Annotated in this window: 15 protein-coding genes; 10 read left to right on the top strand and 5 right to left on the bottom strand. The window is 72.4% G+C overall.

All coding sequences use genetic code 11. The annotated features are described in order from the left end of the window. Positions 1 to 106: 106 nt before the first annotated feature. Together smc and ACGFIQ_RS02400 are read left to right on the top strand one after the other, a co-directional pair. Positions 107 to 3,721 carry a chromosome segregation protein SMC gene (gene smc / locus ACGFIQ_RS02405; protein WP_393238018.1) on the top strand — a complete coding sequence of 1,205 codons (3,615 nt, stop codon included), beginning with the start codon at positions 107 to 109 and terminating at the stop codon, positions 3,719 to 3,721. Next, the gene (locus ACGFIQ_RS02400) at positions 3,721 to 4,341 is read left to right on the top strand and encodes an HAD family hydrolase (RefSeq protein ID WP_393238016.1); all 621 of its coding nucleotides are present in this window, start codon (positions 3,721 to 3,723) and stop codon (positions 4,339 to 4,341) included. Before smc ends, ACGFIQ_RS02400 begins: the two co-directional genes overlap by 1 nt. Positions 4,342 to 4,348: 7 nt before the next feature. Here ACGFIQ_RS02400 and ACGFIQ_RS02395 read toward each other — a convergent pair whose 3' ends face one another. From ACGFIQ_RS02395 to ACGFIQ_RS02375, 5 genes are all read right to left on the bottom strand, one after another. Beyond that, positions 4,349 to 4,870: a DinB family protein gene (locus tag ACGFIQ_RS02395; RefSeq protein ID WP_393238013.1), complete on the bottom strand. Its 522-nt coding sequence runs from the start codon at positions 4,868 to 4,870 to the stop codon at positions 4,349 to 4,351. Between the two features lie 44 nt (positions 4,871 to 4,914). Further along, positions 4,915 to 5,409: a universal stress protein gene (locus ACGFIQ_RS02390; RefSeq protein WP_393238010.1), complete on the bottom strand. Its 495-nt coding sequence runs from the start codon at positions 5,407 to 5,409 to the stop codon at positions 4,915 to 4,917. A 9-nt stretch (positions 5,410 to 5,418) separates the two neighbouring features. Further along, positions 5,419 to 7,035 carry an MDR family MFS transporter gene (locus tag ACGFIQ_RS02385; protein WP_393238007.1) on the bottom strand — a complete coding sequence of 539 codons (1,617 nt, stop codon included), beginning with the start codon at positions 7,033 to 7,035 and terminating at the stop codon, positions 5,419 to 5,421. Positions 7,036 to 7,204: 169 nt separating this feature from the next. Further along, on the bottom strand, positions 7,205 to 7,645 hold the full coding sequence (locus ACGFIQ_RS02380) for a MarR family winged helix-turn-helix transcriptional regulator (RefSeq protein ID WP_393238004.1): 441 nt from the start codon (positions 7,643 to 7,645) through the stop codon (positions 7,205 to 7,207). 10 nt (positions 7,646 to 7,655) lie between these two features. Beyond that, a complete protein-coding gene (locus tag ACGFIQ_RS02375; RefSeq protein ID WP_393238001.1) occupies positions 7,656 to 9,383 on the bottom strand; it encodes an alkaline phosphatase D family protein in 1,728 nt (575 codons plus the stop codon). Between the two features lie 217 nt (positions 9,384 to 9,600). Here ACGFIQ_RS02375 and ftsY point away from each other — a divergent pair, with 217 nt between their 5' ends. The 8 genes from ftsY to ffh all read left to right on the top strand — a co-directional run bounded on the left by ftsY (position 9,601) and on the right by ffh (position 19,767). Next, positions 9,601 to 10,788, top strand: a complete 1,188-nt coding sequence (ftsY, locus tag ACGFIQ_RS02370) for a signal recognition particle-docking protein FtsY (RefSeq protein ID WP_357250442.1) — start codon at positions 9,601 to 9,603, stop codon at positions 10,786 to 10,788. A 6-nt stretch (positions 10,789 to 10,794) separates the two neighbouring features. Continuing rightward, positions 10,795 to 11,658: an aminoglycoside phosphotransferase family protein gene (locus tag ACGFIQ_RS02365; RefSeq protein WP_357077819.1), complete on the top strand. Its 864-nt coding sequence runs from the start codon at positions 10,795 to 10,797 to the stop codon at positions 11,656 to 11,658. Positions 11,659 to 11,933: 275 nt separating this feature from the next. After that, complete coding sequence (locus ACGFIQ_RS02360) at positions 11,934 to 13,331, top strand: ammonium transporter (RefSeq protein ID WP_393237997.1); 1,398 nt, start codon at positions 11,934 to 11,936, stop codon at positions 13,329 to 13,331. Between the two features lie 25 nt (positions 13,332 to 13,356). Next, on the top strand, positions 13,357 to 13,695 hold the full coding sequence (locus ACGFIQ_RS02355) for a P-II family nitrogen regulator (RefSeq protein ID WP_357077825.1): 339 nt from the start codon (positions 13,357 to 13,359) through the stop codon (positions 13,693 to 13,695). A 19-nt stretch (positions 13,696 to 13,714) separates the two neighbouring features. Further along, entirely contained in the window at positions 13,715 to 16,045 is a 2,331-nt protein-coding gene (locus ACGFIQ_RS02350; RefSeq protein ID WP_393237994.1) for a [protein-PII] uridylyltransferase, read from the top strand. A 234-nt stretch (positions 16,046 to 16,279) separates the two neighbouring features. Then, on the top strand, positions 16,280 to 17,431 hold the full coding sequence (locus ACGFIQ_RS02345; RefSeq protein ID WP_393237991.1) for a sensor histidine kinase: 1,152 nt from the start codon (positions 16,280 to 16,282) through the stop codon (positions 17,429 to 17,431). Beyond that, positions 17,428 to 18,084, top strand: coding sequence for a response regulator transcription factor (locus ACGFIQ_RS02340; protein WP_357077833.1), 657 nt, complete (start codon positions 17,428 to 17,430; stop codon positions 18,082 to 18,084). The genes ACGFIQ_RS02345 and ACGFIQ_RS02340 overlap by 4 nt, the downstream gene beginning before the upstream one ends. A 123-nt stretch (positions 18,085 to 18,207) precedes the next feature. Continuing rightward, entirely contained in the window at positions 18,208 to 19,767 is a 1,560-nt protein-coding gene (gene ffh / locus ACGFIQ_RS02335; protein ID WP_393237988.1) for a signal recognition particle protein, read from the top strand. Positions 19,768 to 19,769: the final 2 nt, after the last annotated feature.

Raw genomic sequence — 19,769 nt, 5'->3', positions numbered from 1 at the left:
GGCGGGTCGCGTGCCCGCCCGCTTCCACCACCGGGTTAGTCTGCGAGTTCACCCAGGTCCCCGCAGCCGGCGACGGTACGGCGGCCACCGGACGAGGATCGAGAAGGTGTATCTCAAGAGCCTGACGGTGAAGGGGTTCAAATCCTTCGCCTCCGCCACGACGTTGAAGCTGGAGCCCGGGATCACCTGCGTGGTGGGCCCGAACGGCTCCGGCAAGTCCAACGTCGTCGACGCCATCGCCTGGGTCCTCGGCGAGCAGGGCGCCAAGGCGCTGCGCGGCGGCAAGATGGAGGACGTCATCTTCGCCGGCACCGCCGGCCGCGCGCCGCTGGGCCGTGCCGAGGTCACCCTCACCATCGACAACACCGACGGCGCGCTGCCGATCGAGTACACCGAGGTCTCCATCACCCGCCGGATGTTCCGCTCCGGCGAGAGCGAGTACGAGATCAACGGCAACACCTGCCGGCTGCTCGACATCCAGGAGCTGCTGTCCGACTCCGGCATCGGCCGGGAGATGCACATCATCGTCGGGCAGGGCCGCCTCGACGGCATGCTGCACGCCAAGCCGGAGGACCGCCGCGCGTTCATCGAGGAGGCGGCCGGCGTCCTCAAGCACCGCAAGCGCAAGGAAAAGGCGCTGCGCAAGCTCGACGCGATGCAGACCAACCTCAACCGGCTCACCGACCTCACCGCCGAGCTGCGCCGCCAGCTCAAGCCACTGGGTCGGCAGGCCGAGGTGGCCCGCCGCGCCGCCGCCATCCAGGCCAATCTGCGCGACGCCCGGCTGCGCCTGCTCGCCGACGACCTGGCCACCCTGCGGACCACCCTGGATCGGGAGATCGCCGACGAGACCGCGTTGCGGGAGCGGCGTGAGCAGATCGAGGGTGAGCACGTCGAGGTGCAGGGCCGCCTCGGCGAGTTGGAGGCTGCCCTCGCCGAGGACGCTCCGCTGCTCGCCGCCGCCCAGGACACCTGGTACAAGCTGTCCGCCCTGCAGGAACGCTTCCGCTCGATCGAGCAGTTGGCCCGGGAACGGCTGCGGCACCTCAGCGCCAGCGGCGACGACGAGCGGCCCGGTCGCGATCCGGACCAGCTGGAGGCCGAGGCGGAACGCGTCCGCGAGCAGGAGGAGGAACTGCGCGCGGCGCTCACCGACGACCAGATCCGGCTGGCCGAGGCGGTCGAGCACCGCCAGGAGCTGGAGCGGCAGCTCGCCGGTGCCGAGCGGGAGTTGGTCGCCGCGGCCAAGGCCATCGCCGACCGCCGGGAGGGGATGGCCCGGCTCACCGGGCAGGTCAACTCGGCCCGAGCCCGGACCACGAGCGCCGGCGAGGAGATCGAACGCCTCGCGATCGCGCACGCCGACGCGATGGGCCGCGCCGAGCAGGCGCAGGCCGACCTGGACGCGGTGGCCGCGCAGTCCACCGAGGCCGACCGGGACAACGCGGATCTCGACGCCCGGCACGCCGAGGCGGTCGCCGTGCAGGAGCGGGCACAGGCCACCGTGCGATCGCTCGCCGACGCCGAACGGACGGCCGAGAAGGACGCCGCCACCTGGAAGGCCCGGGAGGAGGCGCTCGCCCTGGGGCTGCGGCGCAAGGACGGAGCCGGGGCGTTGCTCGCCCGCGCCGACGACGTGCCCGGCCTGCTCGGCAGCCTCGCCGGGCTGCTCACCGTCGCGCCGGGTCACGAGGCCGCGCTGGCCGCCGCGCTCGGCGGTCTCGCCGACGCGGTCGCCGTCAGCGGGGTGGACGAGGCCGTCGAGGCGATGCGGCTGTTGAAGATCTCCGACGCCGGCCGCGCCGGTCTGCTCGTCGGTAGCCCGGCGGGGCCCGGCATGACCGGGTCCGCCGACGCGCTGCGCCCGAAGCTGCCCGACGCGGCCAGGTGGGCCCCCGACCTGGTGGAGTGCGGCGAGGAACTGCGCCCGGCGGTGCACCGGGCCCTGCGCGACGTGGCGCTCGTCGACGATCTCGCCGCCGCGGCCGACCTGGTCGCCAGCAACCCGGAGCTGCGGGCGGTCACCCCGGACGGTGACGTGGTCGGGGCGTACGCGGCGGCCGGCGGCTCGGCCAAGGCCGCCAGTTACATCGAGGTGCAGGCGGCCGTCGAGGAGGCGCGCGGCAACCGGCTCGCCGCCGAGCGCGGTGGCGCGGAGCTGCGGGACCAACTTGTCGAGGCACGCGCCGAGGTGGCCGCCGCCAAGGAGGCCGTGCAGCACGCCGCCGCGGAGAAGCGCGAGGCGGAGAGCCACCGCAACGCCGCCGCCCGCCGGTTGGCCGAGCTGGGCGCGGCGGCCCGTTCCGCCAAGGCGGAGACCGACCGTCTCGGTGAGTCCCGCGCCCGCGCCGAGGCCGCCCGGCAGCGGGACCTCACCACGCTCGCCGAGTTGGAGGAGCGGCTGCGGTTGGCCGAGGAGACCCCGGTCGACGCCGAGCCGTCCACCGAGGAGCGCGACCAGCTCGCCGCCATGGTGCCGCAGGCACGGCAGAACGAGATGGAGGTCCGGCTCGCGGTGCGTACCGCCGAGGAGCGGGTCTCCTCGATCGCCGGCCGGGCCGACTCGCTCGCCCGGCAGGCCACCGCGGAGCGGGCCGCCCGGGAACGCGCCGCGGCCCGGCGGGCCGCGCGCACCCGGGGCGCGGGCATCGCCCGGGCGGTCGCCGGTGGCGCCCGGGAGGCGCTCACCCGGCTCACCACCTCGATCGCGACGGCCGAGGAGCACCGCGACGCGGTCGCCCGGGAACGCGCCGCGCGCGAGGCGGAGCTTCAGGAGGTACGCGGGGCGGCCAAGCGGCTCGGCGCGGAGCTGGAGCGGCTGACCAGCCAGGTGCACCGCGACGAGGTGGCCCGCGCGGAGCAGCGGCTGCGCATCGAGCAGCTGGAGGCGAAGGCCGCCGAGGACTTCGGGTTGGACGTGGAGACGCTTGTTGCCGAGTACGGCCCGGCGCAGCCCGTCCCGCCGACCCCCGTCGACGTCGCGGCGGCCGAGCGCGACGGGCTGCCGGTGCCCGAGCCGGTGCGCTACGAGCGGCCGGTGCAGGAGAAGCGGGCCGCCAAGGCGGAACGCGAGTTGGCTCTGCTCGGCAAGGTCAACCCGCTCGCGCTGGAGGAGTTCGCCGCGCTGGAGGAGCGCTTCAAGTTCCTCTCCGAGCAGCTGGAAGATCTCAAAGCCACCCGTCGGGACCTGCTCACCGTGGTCAAGGACGTGGACGAGCGGATCCTGGAGGTCTTCGCCAGCGCCTTCGAGGACACCGCGCGGGAGTTCGAGCAGGTGTTCACAGTGCTCTTTCCCGGCGGCGAGGGCCGGCTGATCCTCACCGAGCCGGACGACCTGCTCACCACCGGCGTCGAGGTGGAGGCCCGCCCGCCGGGCAAGAAGATCAAGCGGCTGTCGCTGCTCTCCGGTGGCGAGCGGTCGCTGACCGCGGTGGCCATGCTGGTGGCGATCTTCCGCGCCCGGCCCAGCCCGTTCTACATCATGGACGAGGTGGAGGCGGCCCTGGACGACGTGAACCTGGGCCGCTTGATCACCCTGCTGGCACAGTTGCGGGAGAAGAGTCAGCTGATCGTCATCACGCACCAGAAGCGGACGATGGAGATCGCCGACGCCCTCTACGGAGTGACCATGCGCAGCGGGGTCACCCAGGTGATCAGCCAACGGCTCAACCGGGCCGACGAGGACGACAGGCGGCACGGCCGCGGCGAGGAGAACGGGTAGTGGCTCGGGAACGCGCGACGGCGCTCCTGCTGGACTTCGACGGCGTACTGCGCCGGTGGGACCCGGCGGTGGCCGCCGTTGTCGAGCGGGAGTACGGCCTCTCCGCGGGGGTGCTCGGTGAGATCGCCATGCAGTGGGGGCGGCTCCAGCCGGTGCTCACCGGCCAGGTCAGCCATGCCGAGTGGATGACCAGCGTGGCGGACGCCCTGACCGAATCGGTGGGCAGCCCGGAGCGGGCCCGCGCCGCCGTCGAGCAGTGGCAGGGCTACCGGGGCGAGGTCGACCAGGAGGTGCTGGCGTTCGTCCGGGAGGTGCGTGCGGCGGGCGTCCGGGTCGGGCTGGGCACCAACGCCACCGACCTGCTCGACGCCGACCTGGCCGCGCTCGGCCTGGTCGGCGAGCTGGACGTGGTGGTCAACTCCTCCGCGATCGGCGTGCACAAGCCCGCCCCGGAATACTTCCAGGCTGCCTGTGTCGCGCTGGCCACCCCGCCGGCCCGGGTCCTCTTCGTCGACGACGAGGACTGGGCCGTGCGGGGTGCCCGCTCCGCCGGGCTGTCGGCGCACCGCTGGGGCGGCCACGCCGACCTGCGCTACCTGCGGGCGGCCCTGGACTACTGAGCGCCTGTCACTCGCCGGTGACGCCGTCGATGCGTTCCCGGATCAGGTCGGCGTGGCCGTTGTGCCGGGCGTACTCCTCGATCATGTGCACGTACACCCAGCGCAGGTTGAAGGTGCGTTTCTTCGCGCCCACCTCGACGAACGTCTCATCGAGCGGGTGGCCGGCGGCGGCCTCGCGGGCCAGCGCCACCTCCCGGTGGAAGGTGGCGAAGTCGGTCTCGGCGTCGGCGTCGCTGACGTCGTGGTCGGCGTCCGGATTCTCCGGGGTGAAGTACGGGTAGTCGACGCGCTCGCCGGCGAAGTTCTCCCGGAACCACCAGGCCTCGACCTCGGCCAGGTGCCGGACCAGGCCGAGCAGCGTCAGGCCGGACGGTTCCACGCTCGGCGTGCGCAACTGCTTCTCGGTCAGGCCGGCGCACTTGAGCAGCAGCGTCTGCCGGTGGTAGTCGAGCCAGCCGTCGAGCATGGTGCGCTCGTCGCCGACGTACGGTTCGGGGGTCCGGGTGATCTCCGGCGCGATCCAGGTCATGCCGCGCATCCTGCCCGGCACTCCCGACAGTTCGCGAGTGGGTTTCAGGGCACCACGACGACGGGCCAGCGGCCGGTGCGGACCAGCCGGGTGGCGACCGAGCCGACCAGCCGGTGGCCGGCCTGCTCGGACGCCCCGACCACCACCATGTCGGCCTGGAACTCGTCGGCCGCCGCGCACAGCTCGCCGTACGCGTCGCCGCGCCGGGACAGGAAGGTCACCGGAATGCCCCACTGCTCGGCGCCCCGCCGGCACTCGCGGCGCAGCTCGTCGGCCACCTCGTCCTGGGAACGCTGGACCGCGCTGGCGTCCATCCCGGGCACCAGGGAGGTGAACCCGCTCGCCGCGCTGACGAAGACCACCACCAGGGCGGCGCCCTGCCGGCGGGCCAGCCCGGCCGCGTAGGCACCGGCCCGCTCGGAGGTGCGGGTGCCGTCCACGCCCACCATGATCACCCGCGGGCCGTCGGTGCCGCGTTCGAAGGGCAGCGGGCGGGTCCGAGGGCCGTACTCGTCGCGATCCGGTGCTCCCACGCTCATCGTTCTACCTCACCTCTGCTCGCCGGTGCGGACCACGGCGGCGCCGGCGCCGGCGACTGTCGATTCCCGCTCGACCTCGTCGGAAACCGGGTCGCCGTTGTGCTGCCGCAGCGGCACCTCCTTGATGAAGCTCACCGCGATCAGGGCGATCAGCGCGAAGGGGGCGGCGGCCAGGAAGATGTCGCCGGCGCCGTGGCCGTACGCGCTCTCCACCACCGCCCGCAGCGGGCCGGGCAGGGTGTGCACGTCGGGCAGGGTGCCGCCGCTGCCCGAGCTGGACGCGGGGATGCCGAGCTGGGCGAGCCCGTCGGCGGTGTAGTCCTTGACCTTGTGGGCGAGCACCGCGCCGAGCACGGAGACGCCGATCGCGCCGCCCAGGCTGCGGAAGAACGCCACCACCGAGCTGGCCGCGCCGAGCTCGTGTGGGCCGACGGTGTTCTGCACCGCGAGGACGAGATTCTGCATGGTCAGGCCCAGCCCGACGCCGATCAGCAGCATGTAGACGCTGAGCAGGGTGAAACTGGTGTCCGCGCGGAGCGTGCCCATCAGCGCGAAGCCGACGGTGAGCAGCGCCGAACCGATCACCAGGAACCGCTTCCACCGACCGGTCCGGGTGATGATCCGCCCGCCCACGGTGGAGGCGACGAGCAGGCCGAGGATCATCGGCAGCGTCATCAGGCCGGACATGGTCGGGCTCTGCCCGCGGCTGATCTGGAAGTACTGGCCCAGGAAGATCGACGCGCCGAACAAGCCGACACCGACCGCGATGCTGGCCACGACGGCGAGGGTGATGGTGCGGTTGCGGAACAGCCGCGGCGGGATCATCGGCTCGGCGGCCCGGGTCTCGACCCGGATCGCCAGCGCGCCGAGGACCAGCGCCCCGACGACCATGACGGCGGTCTGCCAGGAGGCCCAGGCGAACTGGTCACCGGCGAGGGAGACCCAGATCAGCAGCACCGAGACGGCCGCGGTGATCAGGGTGGCGCCCCACCAGTCGATCTGCGCCTTCCGCTTGACCACCGGCAGGTGCAGGGTCTTCTGGAGCACGATCAGCGCGAGGATGGCGAACGGCACGCCGACGTAGAAGCACCAGCGCCAGCCGAGCCAGGAGGTGTCCACGATCACGCCGCCGATCAGCGGGCCGCCGATGGTGCCGACGGCCAGCACGGCGCCGAGGTAGCCGCTGTAGCGACCACGTTCCCGCGGCGCGATCATCGTGGCCATGATCACCTGGGCCAGCGCGGTGAGGCCACCGGCGCCGACGCCCTGGAGCACCCGGCAGGCGATCAGCTCTCCGGTGCCCTGCGCGAGACCGGCCAGCACCGAGCCCAGCACGTAGATCAGCAGGGCGATCTGGACAAGCGTCTTCTTGCTGGTCAGGTCGGCCATCTTGCCCCAGATCGGGGTGGTCGCGGTGGTCGCGAGCAGGGCCGAGGTGACGACCCAGGTGTACGCGGACTGGCCGCCGTGCAGTTCGGTGATGATCCGCGGCAGCGCGTTCGAGATGACCGTGGAGGAGAGGATCGCGACGAACAGGCCCAGCAGCAGGCCGGAGAGCGCCTCCAGGATCTGCCGGTGGGTCATGGTCACGGCGGTCGCCTGGGGAGGCGCTGTCGCCTGGCTCATCGTTGGTGCCTCCGAGCGGAGTCGAGGTGGAGCGGCGGCGGGCTGGTACGCGCGGGCCGCCTGAGAGTTGCCTGAAGCAACCGTATGCCTTGGTTGCCTTAAGCAACAACTTGTCGGACCGACGCCACATTCCCCGGTTCTGGCTACCGCCAGCCCTGGCGCCGGCTGGCTACTGCCAGGAGTCGTTGAACCGGCCGAGCAGCCGGGCGAACTCCTCGACGTCCCGGCTCGGCCAGTCGTCCAGGGCACGCAGGAACTCGCCCAACCGGGCCGCGCGGGCCACGTCGAACCGGCGCTGACCCTCCTCGGTGAGGCTGATCTGCGCGGCCCGCCGGTCACTCGGGTCCGGGTCGCGGTGGACCAGGCCGAGCACCTCCAACGCGTTGATCTGCCGGCTCAGTGTGCCCTTGCCCACGCCGAGGCGCGCCGCCAGCTCGGTCAACCGGATCGACCCGCTGCGCCGCAACCAGAGCAGCAACCCGTAGGTGTTCGGCTCCAGATTCGGATGCACCTCGCGGGCGATCTCCCAGGAGACCGCCCGGCCACGACGCAGCAGGGCGGTCAACTCGTGCTCGACCGCCCGGATCGGCTCCGGCAGGTGCTCGTCCACGGCGTAGAGACTACGGCGCGGCCGGCTCGCCGCCACCGGAGAGTCGACGCCGCATCACCGGGCGTAGGTGCCCGTCCTTCGTGGTGCCCTCGATGACCACGTCGGCCCCGCGCCCCTGATGGGTCAGCGTGGCGACCGCGTTGCCGAAGTAGGGGCCGGCCAGCTTGCGCCAGCGCACCCCCGGCCGGCGTACACCCGCCGAACGGGCCAGCGCCCGGGTGGTCCCCGCGGGGCCGGCCGACCAGCCCAGCCGCATCAGCGGACGGATGCCCGCCGGTACCTGGTTGTGGATCGGCGAGCAGGTGAGCTGGTGCACCGGAGTGACCACCGCCGGGTCGGCGAACCGGGCCCGTGCCACGTACGAGTGGTGCACGTCACCGGAGAGCACGCTTATCGAGGCCGGTGGCGCGTACGCCGGGCCGGCGCCGACCCGCGCACCGGACTGCCGCGGCGTGCCGGTGCCGATGCGGGCGAACGTCTCCGCGAGCGCCTCGAAGGAACGCCGGAACGCCGCCCAGTGCTCCAGGTCCAGAGCGCGACGCAGCTTCTCCGCCCCGCGTGCCACCCAGGGGCGGCGCGAGTCCGCCAGCTTCTCGTTCCACGCCTCGATGTGGTGGATGCCCTGCGGCAGCAGCCAGGGCAGCGAGGCGCCGACCACCAGGTGGTCGTAGACCCCGTGCGCCTGGTCGAGGAACCAGGACCACTCGCCGGGTGGCAACATGGCCCGACTGCCCGAATCGAGCACCCGGCTGCACCGGTTGTCCAACATGACCAACCGGGTACGGCCCAGGTCCAGTGCGTAACTCCACTGGTATTGCACGGCGCGCCAGCGCTCGGTGTCGTGCGCCAGGTCGGACTCCTGGTCGACCCGCTGCCCGAACTCGCGCAGCACACCTGTGGCGTCCTCGGCGGCGGCGACCTTCGCGAAGACCGGGTCGACGGCGATCTCGTCGGGGGACAGGTTGCCCAGGTGCTGGTAGACCCAGTACGAGGCGAGCCCGCTGCCGATCCGTTCCTGCCACCACGGCTGCTCGCGCACCTCCGCTCGCCACGCCGCCGAGGTGTTCCAGTCGTCGATGATCTCGTGGTCGTCGAAGATCATCACGCTCGGCACGGTGGAGAGCAGCCAACGGATCTCCGGGTCGCGCCAGGACTCCAGGTAGAGCTTGGTGTACTCGTCGAAGCTCACCACCTGGTCGGCCGGGGCCCCCTTCGGTCGCCGTCGCCGCCGCCGCAGCAGCCGGCGCACCGTGGGCGAGGTGACGTCGGCGTACACCTGGTCACCGAGCAGCACCAGCAGGTCGGGCTGCGGGTACGACTCCGGGTCGGCCATCAACCGTCGGGCGTACGCGTCGAGCGCGTCCGGCGGCAGCTTCCGGGTGGTGGCGTGCTGGGTGGTCTCCCGGCACGAGCCGAAGATCAGATTGACCGGCTGGTCCCGGTCGTCGGCGGCCCGGGTGCGGATCACGCTCGGCGGGAAGCCGCTGCTCGGCACCGGCCAGACGATCTCGTCGTCGACGAGCACCTCGTAGGTGGTCTCGCTGTCCGGGTCGAGCCCCTCCACCACCACCAACGCGTAGTGATGGTCGTACGCCGAGAAGGTGGGGGCGGTGCCGGTCGCGCCGGCCGCGGTGCGGACGGTGACCACGGCGGGCGCCGCCGTCTCCACCCAGATGGTCGCCCGGGTGTCGACGACTCGCCGCAGGAGCGGGCCGATGAGGAGGTGGGCGGCGGACATGCGGCCGAGCCTACCGCCGGTTCCCGGCACCGGCCGGGTGCGGTGGCTGGGAAGGCGAGCACCGCTCGACCGTGCGGTGGCTCAGACCGCGAGCACCGCTCAATCGTGCGGTGGCGGAGACCGCGAGCACCGCTCTGGGTGCGGTGGCGGAGACTCCGGGCGCGGCTCGGGGTGCGGTGGCTGGGACGCCGTCGCCGCCATCTGACAGGATTCCGGCATGGCCGAATATCTCGTCCTCGCTCTGGTCCTGCTCGGTGTGCTGATCGCCGGCACAGTCGGGCTGGTCGTGCCGCGATTGCGGCGGCGGCCCGAGCCCCCGCTGCCGCGCACCGAGGTCGACACCCGCGCCGAGGAGGATCTCGCCGGCCCGCCGGTGGAGGCACCGGAGTCCGATCTGTCCACCGGCGTCCTGGTCGAGCCGCCGCCGGTCATCGAGGCGCCCGCACCGGTGGAGGTGCCCGAGCCGACCGCCGGCCGACTGGTCCGGCTCCGCTCGCGGCTGTCCCGCTCGCAGAACGTCTTCGGCAAGGGCCTGCTCGGCCTGCTCGCCCGCGACCACCTCGACGAGGACGTCTGGGAGGAGATCGAGGACAGCCTGATCACCGCAGACGTCGGCGTCGACGCCACCCGCGACATCGTCGACCGGCTCCGCGAGCGCACCCGGGTGCTCGGCACCCGTTCGGCCTCCGAGCTGCGGGCACTGCTCGCCGCCGAGTTGGTCAACGCCCTCGATCCGAGCCTGGACCGGTCGCTGCGGACCGCCCCGAAGGACGGCGTGCCGGCCGTGGTCCTGGTCGTCGGCGTCAACGGCGCCGGCAAGACCACCACCTGCGGCAAGATCGCCCGGGTGCTGGTGGCCGACGGCCGTACCGTGCTGCTCGGCGCCGCGGACACCTTCCGCGCCGCCGCCGCCGACCAGTTGGAGACCTGGGGCTCGCGCGTCGGCGCGGAGACCGTCCGGGGGCCCGAGGCCGCCGATCCGGCGAGCGTCGCCTTCGACGCGGTCAAGCGCGGCATCGACACCGGCGTGGACACCGTGCTCATCGACACCGCCGGCCGCCTACAGAACAAGGTCGGCCTGATGGACGAGCTGGGCAAGGTCAAGCGCGTGGTGGAGAAGCAGGGCCCGATCGACGAGACACTGCTCATCCTGGATGCCACGACCGGCCAGAACGGCCTGGAGCAGGCCCGGGTCTTCACCGACGTGGTCAACGTGACAGGTGTGGTGCTGACCAAGCTCGACGGGACCGCCAAGGGCGGCATCGTGATCGCGGTGCAGCGCAAGCTCGGCATCCCGGTGAAGCTCGTCGGCCTCGGCGAAGGCAAGGACGACCTGGCCCCGTTCGACCCGGCGCAGTTCGTGGACGCGTTGCTGGGGACCGAGGCCACCGGACGGGACGCGTAGTCTCGGGTGACCACCGACGATCGCGCGTACGCGGGCTGGCGCGAGCCCGGCCACCCCTCGCAGCGCCTCGGGAGACCGTACGTGACTTCGCAGGAGATCCCGCTGCACGGCGGCAACGTCAGCACCGTCGTCCGCGTCGGTGACACGGTCCGCCGCAACGCCGGGCCGTGGACACCGTCCGTGCACGCCCTGCTGCGGCACCTGGAGTACGTGGGCTTCACCGGCGCACCCCGGGCGCTCGGGATGGACGAGCGTAACCGTGAGGTTTTGTCATACCTGGAGGGGGAGTGCGGAGAATATCCGCTCGCCCCGCACTGGGTGACCGACGAGGCGCTGGTCACCGTCGCCACGATGCTGCGGATGTTCCACGACGCGCAGTACGGGTTCACCCCGCCCCCGCAGGCGGTGTGGCGTTCGTTCGGGCCCCCACCACCGGACACCGAGGTGATCTGCCACCACGACGCCGCCCCGCACAACGTGATCTGGCGGCCGGACGGCACCCTCGGGCTGATCGACTTCGACCTCGCCTCGCCCGGCGCGCGGATCTACGACGTGGCGTACGCGGCCTGGACCTGGGTGCCGATCTTCGCGGACCGGGACTCGATCACGCTGGGCTGGAAGCATCCGGACCGGCCACGCCGGCTCCGGCTCTTCGCCGACGCGTACGGGCTGATCCCCCGGGACCGGCACCGGCTGATCCGGACCATCCGCAAACGGATCGTGGACCACGTCGAGGGGATCCGCCGGATGGCCGCCGCCGGTGAGCCGGCGTTCGTCCGGATCGTGCACAAGGGCCACCTGCGCCGGCCGATGCGCGATCTGCGGCTGCTCGACTACGAGCGGCACGCCCTGGAGAACGCCCTCCGCTGAGCGCGGACCGGTCGATGCTCGGCCGGTCCCGTCGAGCGGACCGGTCGATGCGCCTGGCCGGTCAGCCATCGACGTACGCCGTCCGAACGATCCACCATTGTCCATGTCGACGACTGTGCGGACTTCGTGACACGTACGAAACAACCTGTCACGAATTGGAAACCCGCACGGGACCCTGGGTGAAACAGCCGGCCGCGAAGCTTCCGCGCAACCGGCCTACGGGCGACGCTGCCCCGGAAAGCCGCGAAGGAGGACTTCACCTTTAGGAGGCCAGCGTGCCTGAAGCACCGACGATCGACGGCGCCAATACCACGTGGCTGCTGGTTTCGACCGCGCTCGTGCTGCTCATGACCCCCGGACTGGCGCTGTTCTACGGCGGCCTCAACCGGGCCAAGGGCGTACTCAACATGATGATGATGAGCTTCTCCGCTATCGGGCTCATCTCTATTCTGTGGTGGTTCTACGGTTTCAGCGTCGCCTTCGGGACCGACGTGAACGGCTTCTGGGGTGACCCGGGCGCGTACCTCGGCACCAAGACCTTCCTCGCCGAGACCGACCTGTGGGGTGCCACGGCGGAGAACCCCAGCGGCATCGGGGTTCCGCTCTACGTGTTCATGGCCTTCCAGATGGTCTTCGCGGTGATCACCGTCGCGCTGATCAGTGGTGCCATCGCCGACCGGGCCAAGTTCGCCGGCTGGCTGCTGTTCGCCTTCGGTTGGGCCACGCTCGTCTACTTCCCGGTCGCGCACTGGGTGTGGGGCGGCGGCATCATCGGCGGTGACATCCACGCACTGGACTTCGCCGGTGGCACCGCGGTGCACATCAACGCCGGTGCGGCGGCCCTGGCCGTGGCGCTGGTGCTCGGCAAGCGGCTCGGTTGGCCGCGCGAGGGCATGAAGCCGCACAACATCCCGTTGGTCGCGCTCGGTGCGGGTCTGCTGTGGTTCGGCTGGTTCGGCTTCAACGCCGGCTCGGAGCTGACCGTCGACTCGGTCGCCGGTCTCGCCTTCATCAACACCCAGCTCGCCACGGCGGCGGCGGTGCTCGGCTGGATCGCGGTCGAGTGGGTCAAGGACCGCAAGCCGACGATGGTCGGTGCGTCGTCCGGCGCCGTCGCCGGCCTGGTCGCCATCACCCCGGCCTGTGGCTTCATCGCACCGTGGGCGTCCGTCCTGCTCGGCATCGTCGCCGGTGTGGTGTGCGCGCTCGCCGTCAGCCTCAAGTACAAGCTGGGCTACGACGACTCGCTCGACGTGGTTGGCGTGCACTTCGTCGGTGGTTGGATCGGCTCGCTCTGGCTGGGCCTCTTCGCCACCAACTCGGTGAACGCCGCGATCACCGACGTGGTGGGTGGCTCCGACGGCCTCTTCTACGGCGGCGGCGCCACCCAGCTCGGGCGGCAGGCCCTCGCCGGCCTGATCGTCACCGCCTGGTCGTTCGGCATCGCCTGGGTGCTCGCCTTCGTCATCGAGAAGACGATCGGGTTCCGGGTGAAGGCCGAGGCCGAGGTCGAGGGCATCGACATCGGCGAGCACGCCGAGAGCAGCTACGACCTGTCCCCGGCCGGTGGCGGCACGGGCAGCGCGTTCGCGATGGCCGGCATTGGCACCCCCGGTGGCGCCAAGCCGGAGGCGGAGCCCGCCGAGCCGGTAAGCGAAAAGGTCGCCGGTTAACGTTCCAGGGATGGAGGGGTTGGACATGAAGCTGGTGACCGCGGTCATCAAGCCGTACCAGCTGGACGCGGTGAAGGAGGCCCTGCACGCCCTCGGCGTGGCCGGGCTGACCGTCAGCGAGGTTCAGGGGTACGGGCGGCAGAAGGGGCACACCGAGGTCTACCGGGGTGCCGAGTACACGGTCGAGTTCCTGCCCAAGATCCGGGTCGAGGTGCTCACCGACGAGATCGACGTGGACAAGGTGCTGGACGCCATCGTGGGGGCAGCCCGTACGGGCAAGATCGGTGACGGCAAGGTCTGGGTCACCGGTGTCGAAGAGGTCGTCCGGGTACGTACCGGCGAACGCGGCCTCGACGCACTCTGATCTGGAGACCACGACTGACATGACCTCGTTGATCAAGAAGAACGCGTCAGGAAACACCGCTGACGGTGACGCGAACCTCTTGGTCAACGAGGTCGTCGGCGTACCCGGGGGGATCGGGGAGGCGGCTCGGCAGGCCCGGGCCGCCGCGTACGACACCTTCCTGCGGGGGTTGCTGCCTCCGCGGGAAGGTGTCGCGCTGCTGGCCGTCGGGGGGCTCGGTCGGCGGCAGTGTGCTCCGTACAGCGATCTCGACCTGGTGCTGGTGCACGCCGGTGTGCCGGGCACTGACGAGTTGGCCGCCTCGATCTGGTATCCGATCTGGGACGCGGGGCTGCGGCTGGACCATTCGGTACGAACCGTCGCCGAGGCGCTCTCCGTCGCCCAGGACGACGTGAAGGTCGCCCTCGGGCTGCTCGACGCCCGGCTGGTCGTGGGTGACCAGGCCCTGGCCGACGCGCTGAGCCGCACCGCCGCCGATCACTGGCGGCGCACCGCCATCCGTCACCTGACCGGTCTGCGGGAGATCACCACCGCGCGCTGGCAGGCCCACGGTGAGTTGGCGTTCCTGCTGGAGGGCGACCTCAAGGAGGCCGCCGGGGGCCTGCGCGACGTCGGTCTGCTGCGGGCGATCTCCGCCGCCGGCATCACCGACGCGCTGCGTCCCGCCGTCCGCGCCGCCCACCTCCGCCTGCTGGACACCCGGGACGCCCTGCACCAGCAGGTCGGTCGCCGGGTGGACAGGTTGGTCGCCCAGGAACGCGCCGGGGTGGCCGCCCTGCTCGACCTGCGACAACTCCAGCCCGGCGCGTCTGACGCCGCGCGGCGGCCTGGAGCCGTCGTCGACGACGGCGACGCCCTGCTGCGCCGGGTCGCCGGTGACGCCCGCACGGTCAGCCACGCCCTGGATGACGCGTTCCGCGCCGCCGACCGGTTGCGCTCCGACCGGTCCCGAGGCGGCAACGGTCGCCCGACGCGTCGCCCGGTGGCCCGCGACGTGGTCGAGCACGACGGCGAGTTGGTGCTGGCCCGGACGGCGATCGGGGCCCGCCCCGACCCGAGCCTGTCGCTGCGGATGGCCGCCGCGGCGGCCACGACCCGCCTCCCGATCGCCCGGGCCACCTGCGAGTGGCTGGCGGCCTACTGCCCGCCACTGCCCGCGCCCTGGCCGGCCGAGGCCCGGGCCGCCCTGATCACCCTGCTGGGTGCCGGGCCGGGTCTGGTGCCCGCCTGGGAGACCTGCGACAGGTACGGCCTGGTCGACGGCTGGCTGCCCGAGTGGACCCGGCTGCGCAGCCTGCCCCAGCACAATCCGGTGCACCGATACACCCTCGACCGGCATCTCGTGCAGGCCGCGCACGAGGCCAGCCGGCACGCCCGCGAGGTGGACCGCCCCGACCTGCTGCTCCTCGGTGCTCTCCTGCACGACATCGGCAAGGGCCTCCCCGGTGATCACAGCACCGTCGGTGTGCCACTGGCCCAGGCGGTGGCGACCCGGATCGGTCTGCCACCCGGTGAGGTGGAGCTGATCGGCACGCTTGTCCGTCTGCACCTGCTGCTGCCCGACGTGGCCACCCGCCGGGACCTGGCCGACCCGGTCACCATCGCCTCGGTGGCCGAAGCGGTCGGCGACACCGGCACCCTCGACCTGCTGCACGCGCTGGTCCGGGCCGACGCGGCGGCGACCGGGCCGGCGGCCTGGTCGGACTGGAAGGGCCGACTCGTCGCCGAGCTTGTCGCCCGGGTCCGTACCGCACTGGACACCGGCGTGCTGCCCGAGCCTCCGGCACCGGACCCGGAGCTGCTGGCCGGGCCGCTGCCGGTCGTCCACCTGACCGGGGACCGGGTGTCCGTCGCCGCGGCCGACCGGCGGGGCCTGCTCGCCACCGTTGCCGGCTGCCTGGCCCTGCACCGGCTGGAAGTGATCTCCGCGGACGCGTCGGTGGTCGACGGCCGTGCCCTGGTCGAGTGCCGGGTGCAACCCCGCTACGGCCTCCCGCCGGACCCGGTGCCACTCCGTGCCGACCTGCGCCGGGCGGTGGGCGGTGACGTGTCGGTCACCCAGCGACTGCGCGGCCGTGCGCTCGCCGCCCGGGGCAGCGGTGCTGCTCCCCGGGTGGTCTGGCACCGCGAGGCGGCCACCGACGCCGTGCTGCTGGAACTCCGCGCGGCCGACGCGGCCGGCCTGCTCTACCGGGTCACCTGCGCGCTCGACGAGGCGGGTGCCCTGGTCCGCGCGGCACGCATCTCCACTCTCGGCGCCGACGTGGTGGATGCCTTCTACCTGGTCGGCGGTTGGCCGGACGACGACACCCGGGCCCGCCTGGAGGCCGCGGTCCTCGCTGCCGTCTGATCCCAAGCTCCGACGGCGTGCCGCGCAGTCCGCTGGGCCGGAGCCTGCGCCAGCCCTCTCCAAACGAGCGGTATCCGCCTCCGACCGTGCGGTCCCGGAGCCTCGCACCCCCCGTCGCCAGGGTGAGCGCCGCATGGGCCGGCGGTGAGGGCAAGCGGGTACGTCCGGGGGCGTAGGGACGGTGCCGCTCGTGGACGCACGTCGGGAGGGCTTGACGCGGGCAGAATGACGGCCATGCGGTGGGACGGGCAGTGGGGGCGACAGGCGGCGGCGGATGCCGTGCTCGCCCTGGGGTTGCTCGGGTTCGGGCAACTCGCCACCGATCTGGCCGGGGACAACCAGCCGGGGTCGACGCCGCTGGACGGGGTCTGCCGGGTGCTGATCGCGGTCGCCGCGCTCGCCCTGCTGGCCCGGCGGCGCGCCGCGGTCACCACCCTCGCCCTGGTCACCGCGGCCACCGCGACGTACCTGGTGCTCGGCTATCCGTACGGACCGATCCTGCTCGCCTTCCTGGTCGCGGTGTACACGGTGGCGGTGCGGCTGCCGGTGCGTCCGGCGGCGCTCGCCGCCGGCGGCGCGTTCGTGGCGCTGCTGGCGCATGTCTTCTGGTCCCGGGGTCCGGCCCCGGGCTGGACCGGAGTGCTCCCGGCGTCGGCCTGGGTGGCCGTACCGTTCGCGGTGGGGGTCGTGGTGCGGGTCAACCGCGAGGTGGCGGCGCGCGGCCGGGTCGAGGAGGCCCGCGCTCGCGCCGAGGAGACCCGGCGGCGGACCGACGAGGAGCGGCTGCGGATCGCGCAGGAGGTGCACGACGTGGTGGGGCACGGGCTGGCCGCGATCAGCATGCAGGCGGAGATCGCCCTGCATCTGCTGCCGAAACGACCCGAGCAGGCGGAGACCGCGCTGGCCGCGATCAGCCGGACCAGCCGTGAGGCGTTGGACGAACTCCGGGTCACCCTCGGCGCGGTTCGAAAGGGTGCGGAGCGCGACCCGGTGCCCGGTCTGGCCCGGCTCCCGGCGCTACGCGACCGGCTCGCCGGTGCCGGGCTCGCCGTGCGGGTGCGTGTGGTCGGTGACCCCCGGGAGTTGCCCGCCGCGCTGGACCTGGCCGCGTACCGGGTGGTGCAGGAGGCGTTGACGAACGTGCTGCGCCACGCGGGGGTGGCGAGCGCGGAGGTGACCGTGGACTACCGCGCCGACGAGGTGACCGTCGAGGTCGTCGACCAGGGGACGGGCGCCGGGACGGACCCGGTCGCCGACCAGGGCGGGCACGGTCTGGCCGGGATGCGGGAGCGGGTCGCCGCGCTGGGCGGGTGGTTGACCACCGGGCCGCACGCCGGTGGCGGCTTCCGGGTGTACGCCCGGCTGCCCGTGGAGCCGACCACGTGATCCGGGTGCTGATCGCCGACGACCAGGACCTGGTCCGCCTCGGTCTGTGCGCACTCGTGGAGAGCGAGGACGACCTGGCGTTGGCCGGCGAGGCGACCGACGGGCTGCGGGCGGTCGAGCTGGCGCGCCGGGAGCGACCGGACGTGGTGCTGATGGACATCCGGATGCCCGGCATCGACGGCATCGAGGCGACCCGGCGGATCGTCGCGGACCCCGACCTGACCGGTACGCGGGTGGTGGTGCTGACCACCTTCGAGTTGGACGAGTACGTCTTCGACGCGCTGCGGCACGGCGCGAGCGGGTTCCTCACCAAGGACACCCGACCGACCGAGCTGCTGCGCGCGATCCGGTTGGTCGCCGAGGGGGAGGCGCTGTTGTCGCCGTCGGTGACCCGTCGGGTGGTGCGGGAGTTCGCCACCCGGCCGTCGCGGGTGCTTCGTCCGCACCCCCGGCTGGACGCGCTGACCGACCGGGAGCGCCAGGTCGTGGGCCTGGTCGGTGACGGGCTGAACAACGAGGAGATCGCCACCCGGCTGGTGGTCAGCCCGGCGACCGCGCGGACCCACGTCAGCCGGGCGATGGGCAAGCTGGGAGCCCGGGACCGGGCCCAGCTCGTCGTCTTCGCGTACCAGTCGGGGTTGGTGTCGGAGTGACGGCCCGGCGGGCCGGGCCGGGCGACAGCGGCCCTGGGGCCGGGCGGTTACCCTTGCGGTGGCCGGACTCCGCAGTGCCGGCCGCGTTGTGCCCGCCGGAACACTGACAAACGGGATGTTCGCGTGTTTGACACCTTGAGTGACCGCCTGTCCGGGATCTTCACCAAGCTCCGCGGCAAGGGGCGGCTCACCGACGCCGACATCGACGCCACCGCGCGCGAGATCCGCCTCGCACTGCTGGAGGCGGACGTCGCGCTGCCGGTGGTCAAGGGCTTCATCGCGGCCGTCAAGGAGCGTGCGCGCAGCTCCGAGGTCTCCCAGGCGCTCAACCCGGCCCAGCAGATCATCAAGATCGTCAACGAAGAGCTGATCACCGTGCTCGGCGGCGAGGGGCGACGGCTCCAGTTCGCCAAGCAGCCGCCGACGGTGATCATGCTGGCCGGCCTCCAGGGTTCCGGTAAGACCACCCTCGCCGGCAAGCTGGCCCGCTGGCTCAAGGCCCAGGGGCACCAGCCGCTGCTGGTCGCCGCCGACCTCCAGCGTCCCAACGCCGTCGGGCAGCTCCAGGTGCTCGGTGGCCGGGCCGGTGTCGAGGTGTACGCCCCGGAGCCCGGCAACGGCACCGGAGACCCGGTGCAGGTGGCCCGCGCCTCGATCGAGCACGCGAAGCGCGCCGCCCGCGACATCGTCATCGTCGACACCGCCGGCCGGCTCGGCATCGACGCCGAGATGATGCAGCAGGCCGCCGACATCCGTGACGCCGTCTCGCCGGACGAGGTCATCTTCGTCATCGACGCGATGGTCGGTCAGGATGCCGTGCGCACCGCCGAGGCGTTCCGCGACGGCGTCGGCATCACCGGTGTGGTGCTCTCCAAGCTCGACGGCGACGCCCGTGGTGGTGCCGCGCTCTCCGTGCGCGAGGTGACCGGGCAGCCGATCCTGTTCGCCTCCACCGGTGAGAAGTTGGAGGACTTCGACGTCTTCCACCCCGACCGGATGGCCAGCCGGATCCTCGGCATGGGCGACGTCCTCACTCTGATCGAGCAGGCCGAGCAGGCCTTCGACTCCGATCAGAAGGAGAAGATGACCGCCAAGCTGATGGGCGGCGAGCAGTTCACGCTCGACGACTTCCTCGACCAGCTCATCGCGGTGCGGCGGATGGGCCCGATCGCCAACGTGCTGGCCATGATGCCGGGCATGGGGCAGATGAAGGACCAGCTCGCCGAGCTGGACGACAGCCACTTCGACCGGGTCACCGCGATCATCCGGTCGATGACCCCGGGCGAGCGCACCAACCCGAAGATCATCAACGGCTCCCGCCGGGCGCGCATCGCCAACGGCTCCGGGGTCACCGTGATGGACGTCAACCAGCTGCTCAACCGCTTCGCCGACGCGCAGAAGATGATGAAGCAGATGGGCGGGATGATGGGCCTGCCCGGCGGTGGCCGGCGCAAGGCGACCAAGTCGCCGAAGAACAAGCGCAAGGGCACCAAGGGTGGCGGTCGGCCGCGTACCGGCGCCGGTGCCGGGATGCCGGCCGGCTTCCCGGGCGGCATGCCGCAGCTCCCGCCGGGAATGGACCCGAACGACCTCGCCGGTGGCCAGGGCCTGCCGCCCGGCTTCAAGCTTCCGAAGATCGACTTCAACAAGTTCGGCAAGGGCGGCGACAAGGGCCCGCGCTGACG

It is taken from the genome of Micromonospora sp. NPDC048898 (genome assembly GCF_043198035.1).
In the GTDB taxonomy this organism is placed as follows: domain Bacteria; phylum Actinomycetota; class Actinomycetes; order Mycobacteriales; family Micromonosporaceae; genus Micromonospora.
This window is presented reverse-complemented; position numbering and strand designations above follow the sequence as displayed.

Coding starts and splice junctions, on each gene's coding strand:
- ACGFIQ_RS02395 (WP_393238013.1), bottom strand. CDS start 4,870: ATGACCTGGATCGCGCCGGAGATCACCCGGACCCCCGAACCGTACGTC.
- ACGFIQ_RS02390 (WP_393238010.1), bottom strand. CDS start 5,409: ATGAGCGTGGGAGCACCGGATCGCGACGAGTACGGCCCTCGGACCCGC.
- ACGFIQ_RS02385 (WP_393238007.1), bottom strand. CDS start 7,035: ATGAGCCAGGCGACAGCGCCTCCCCAGGCGACCGCCGTGACCATGACC.
- ACGFIQ_RS02375 (WP_393238001.1), bottom strand. CDS start 9,383: ATGTCCGCCGCCCACCTCCTCATCGGCCCGCTCCTGCGGCGAGTCGTC.
- ftsY (WP_357250442.1), top strand. CDS start 9,601: ATGGCCGAATATCTCGTCCTCGCTCTGGTCCTGCTCGGTGTGCTGATC.
- ACGFIQ_RS02355 (WP_357077825.1), top strand. CDS start 13,357: ATGAAGCTGGTGACCGCGGTCATCAAGCCGTACCAGCTGGACGCGGTG.
- ACGFIQ_RS02350 (WP_393237994.1), top strand. CDS start 13,715: ATGACCTCGTTGATCAAGAAGAACGCGTCAGGAAACACCGCTGACGGT.
- ACGFIQ_RS02345 (WP_393237991.1), top strand. CDS start 16,280: ATGCGGTGGGACGGGCAGTGGGGGCGACAGGCGGCGGCGGATGCCGTG.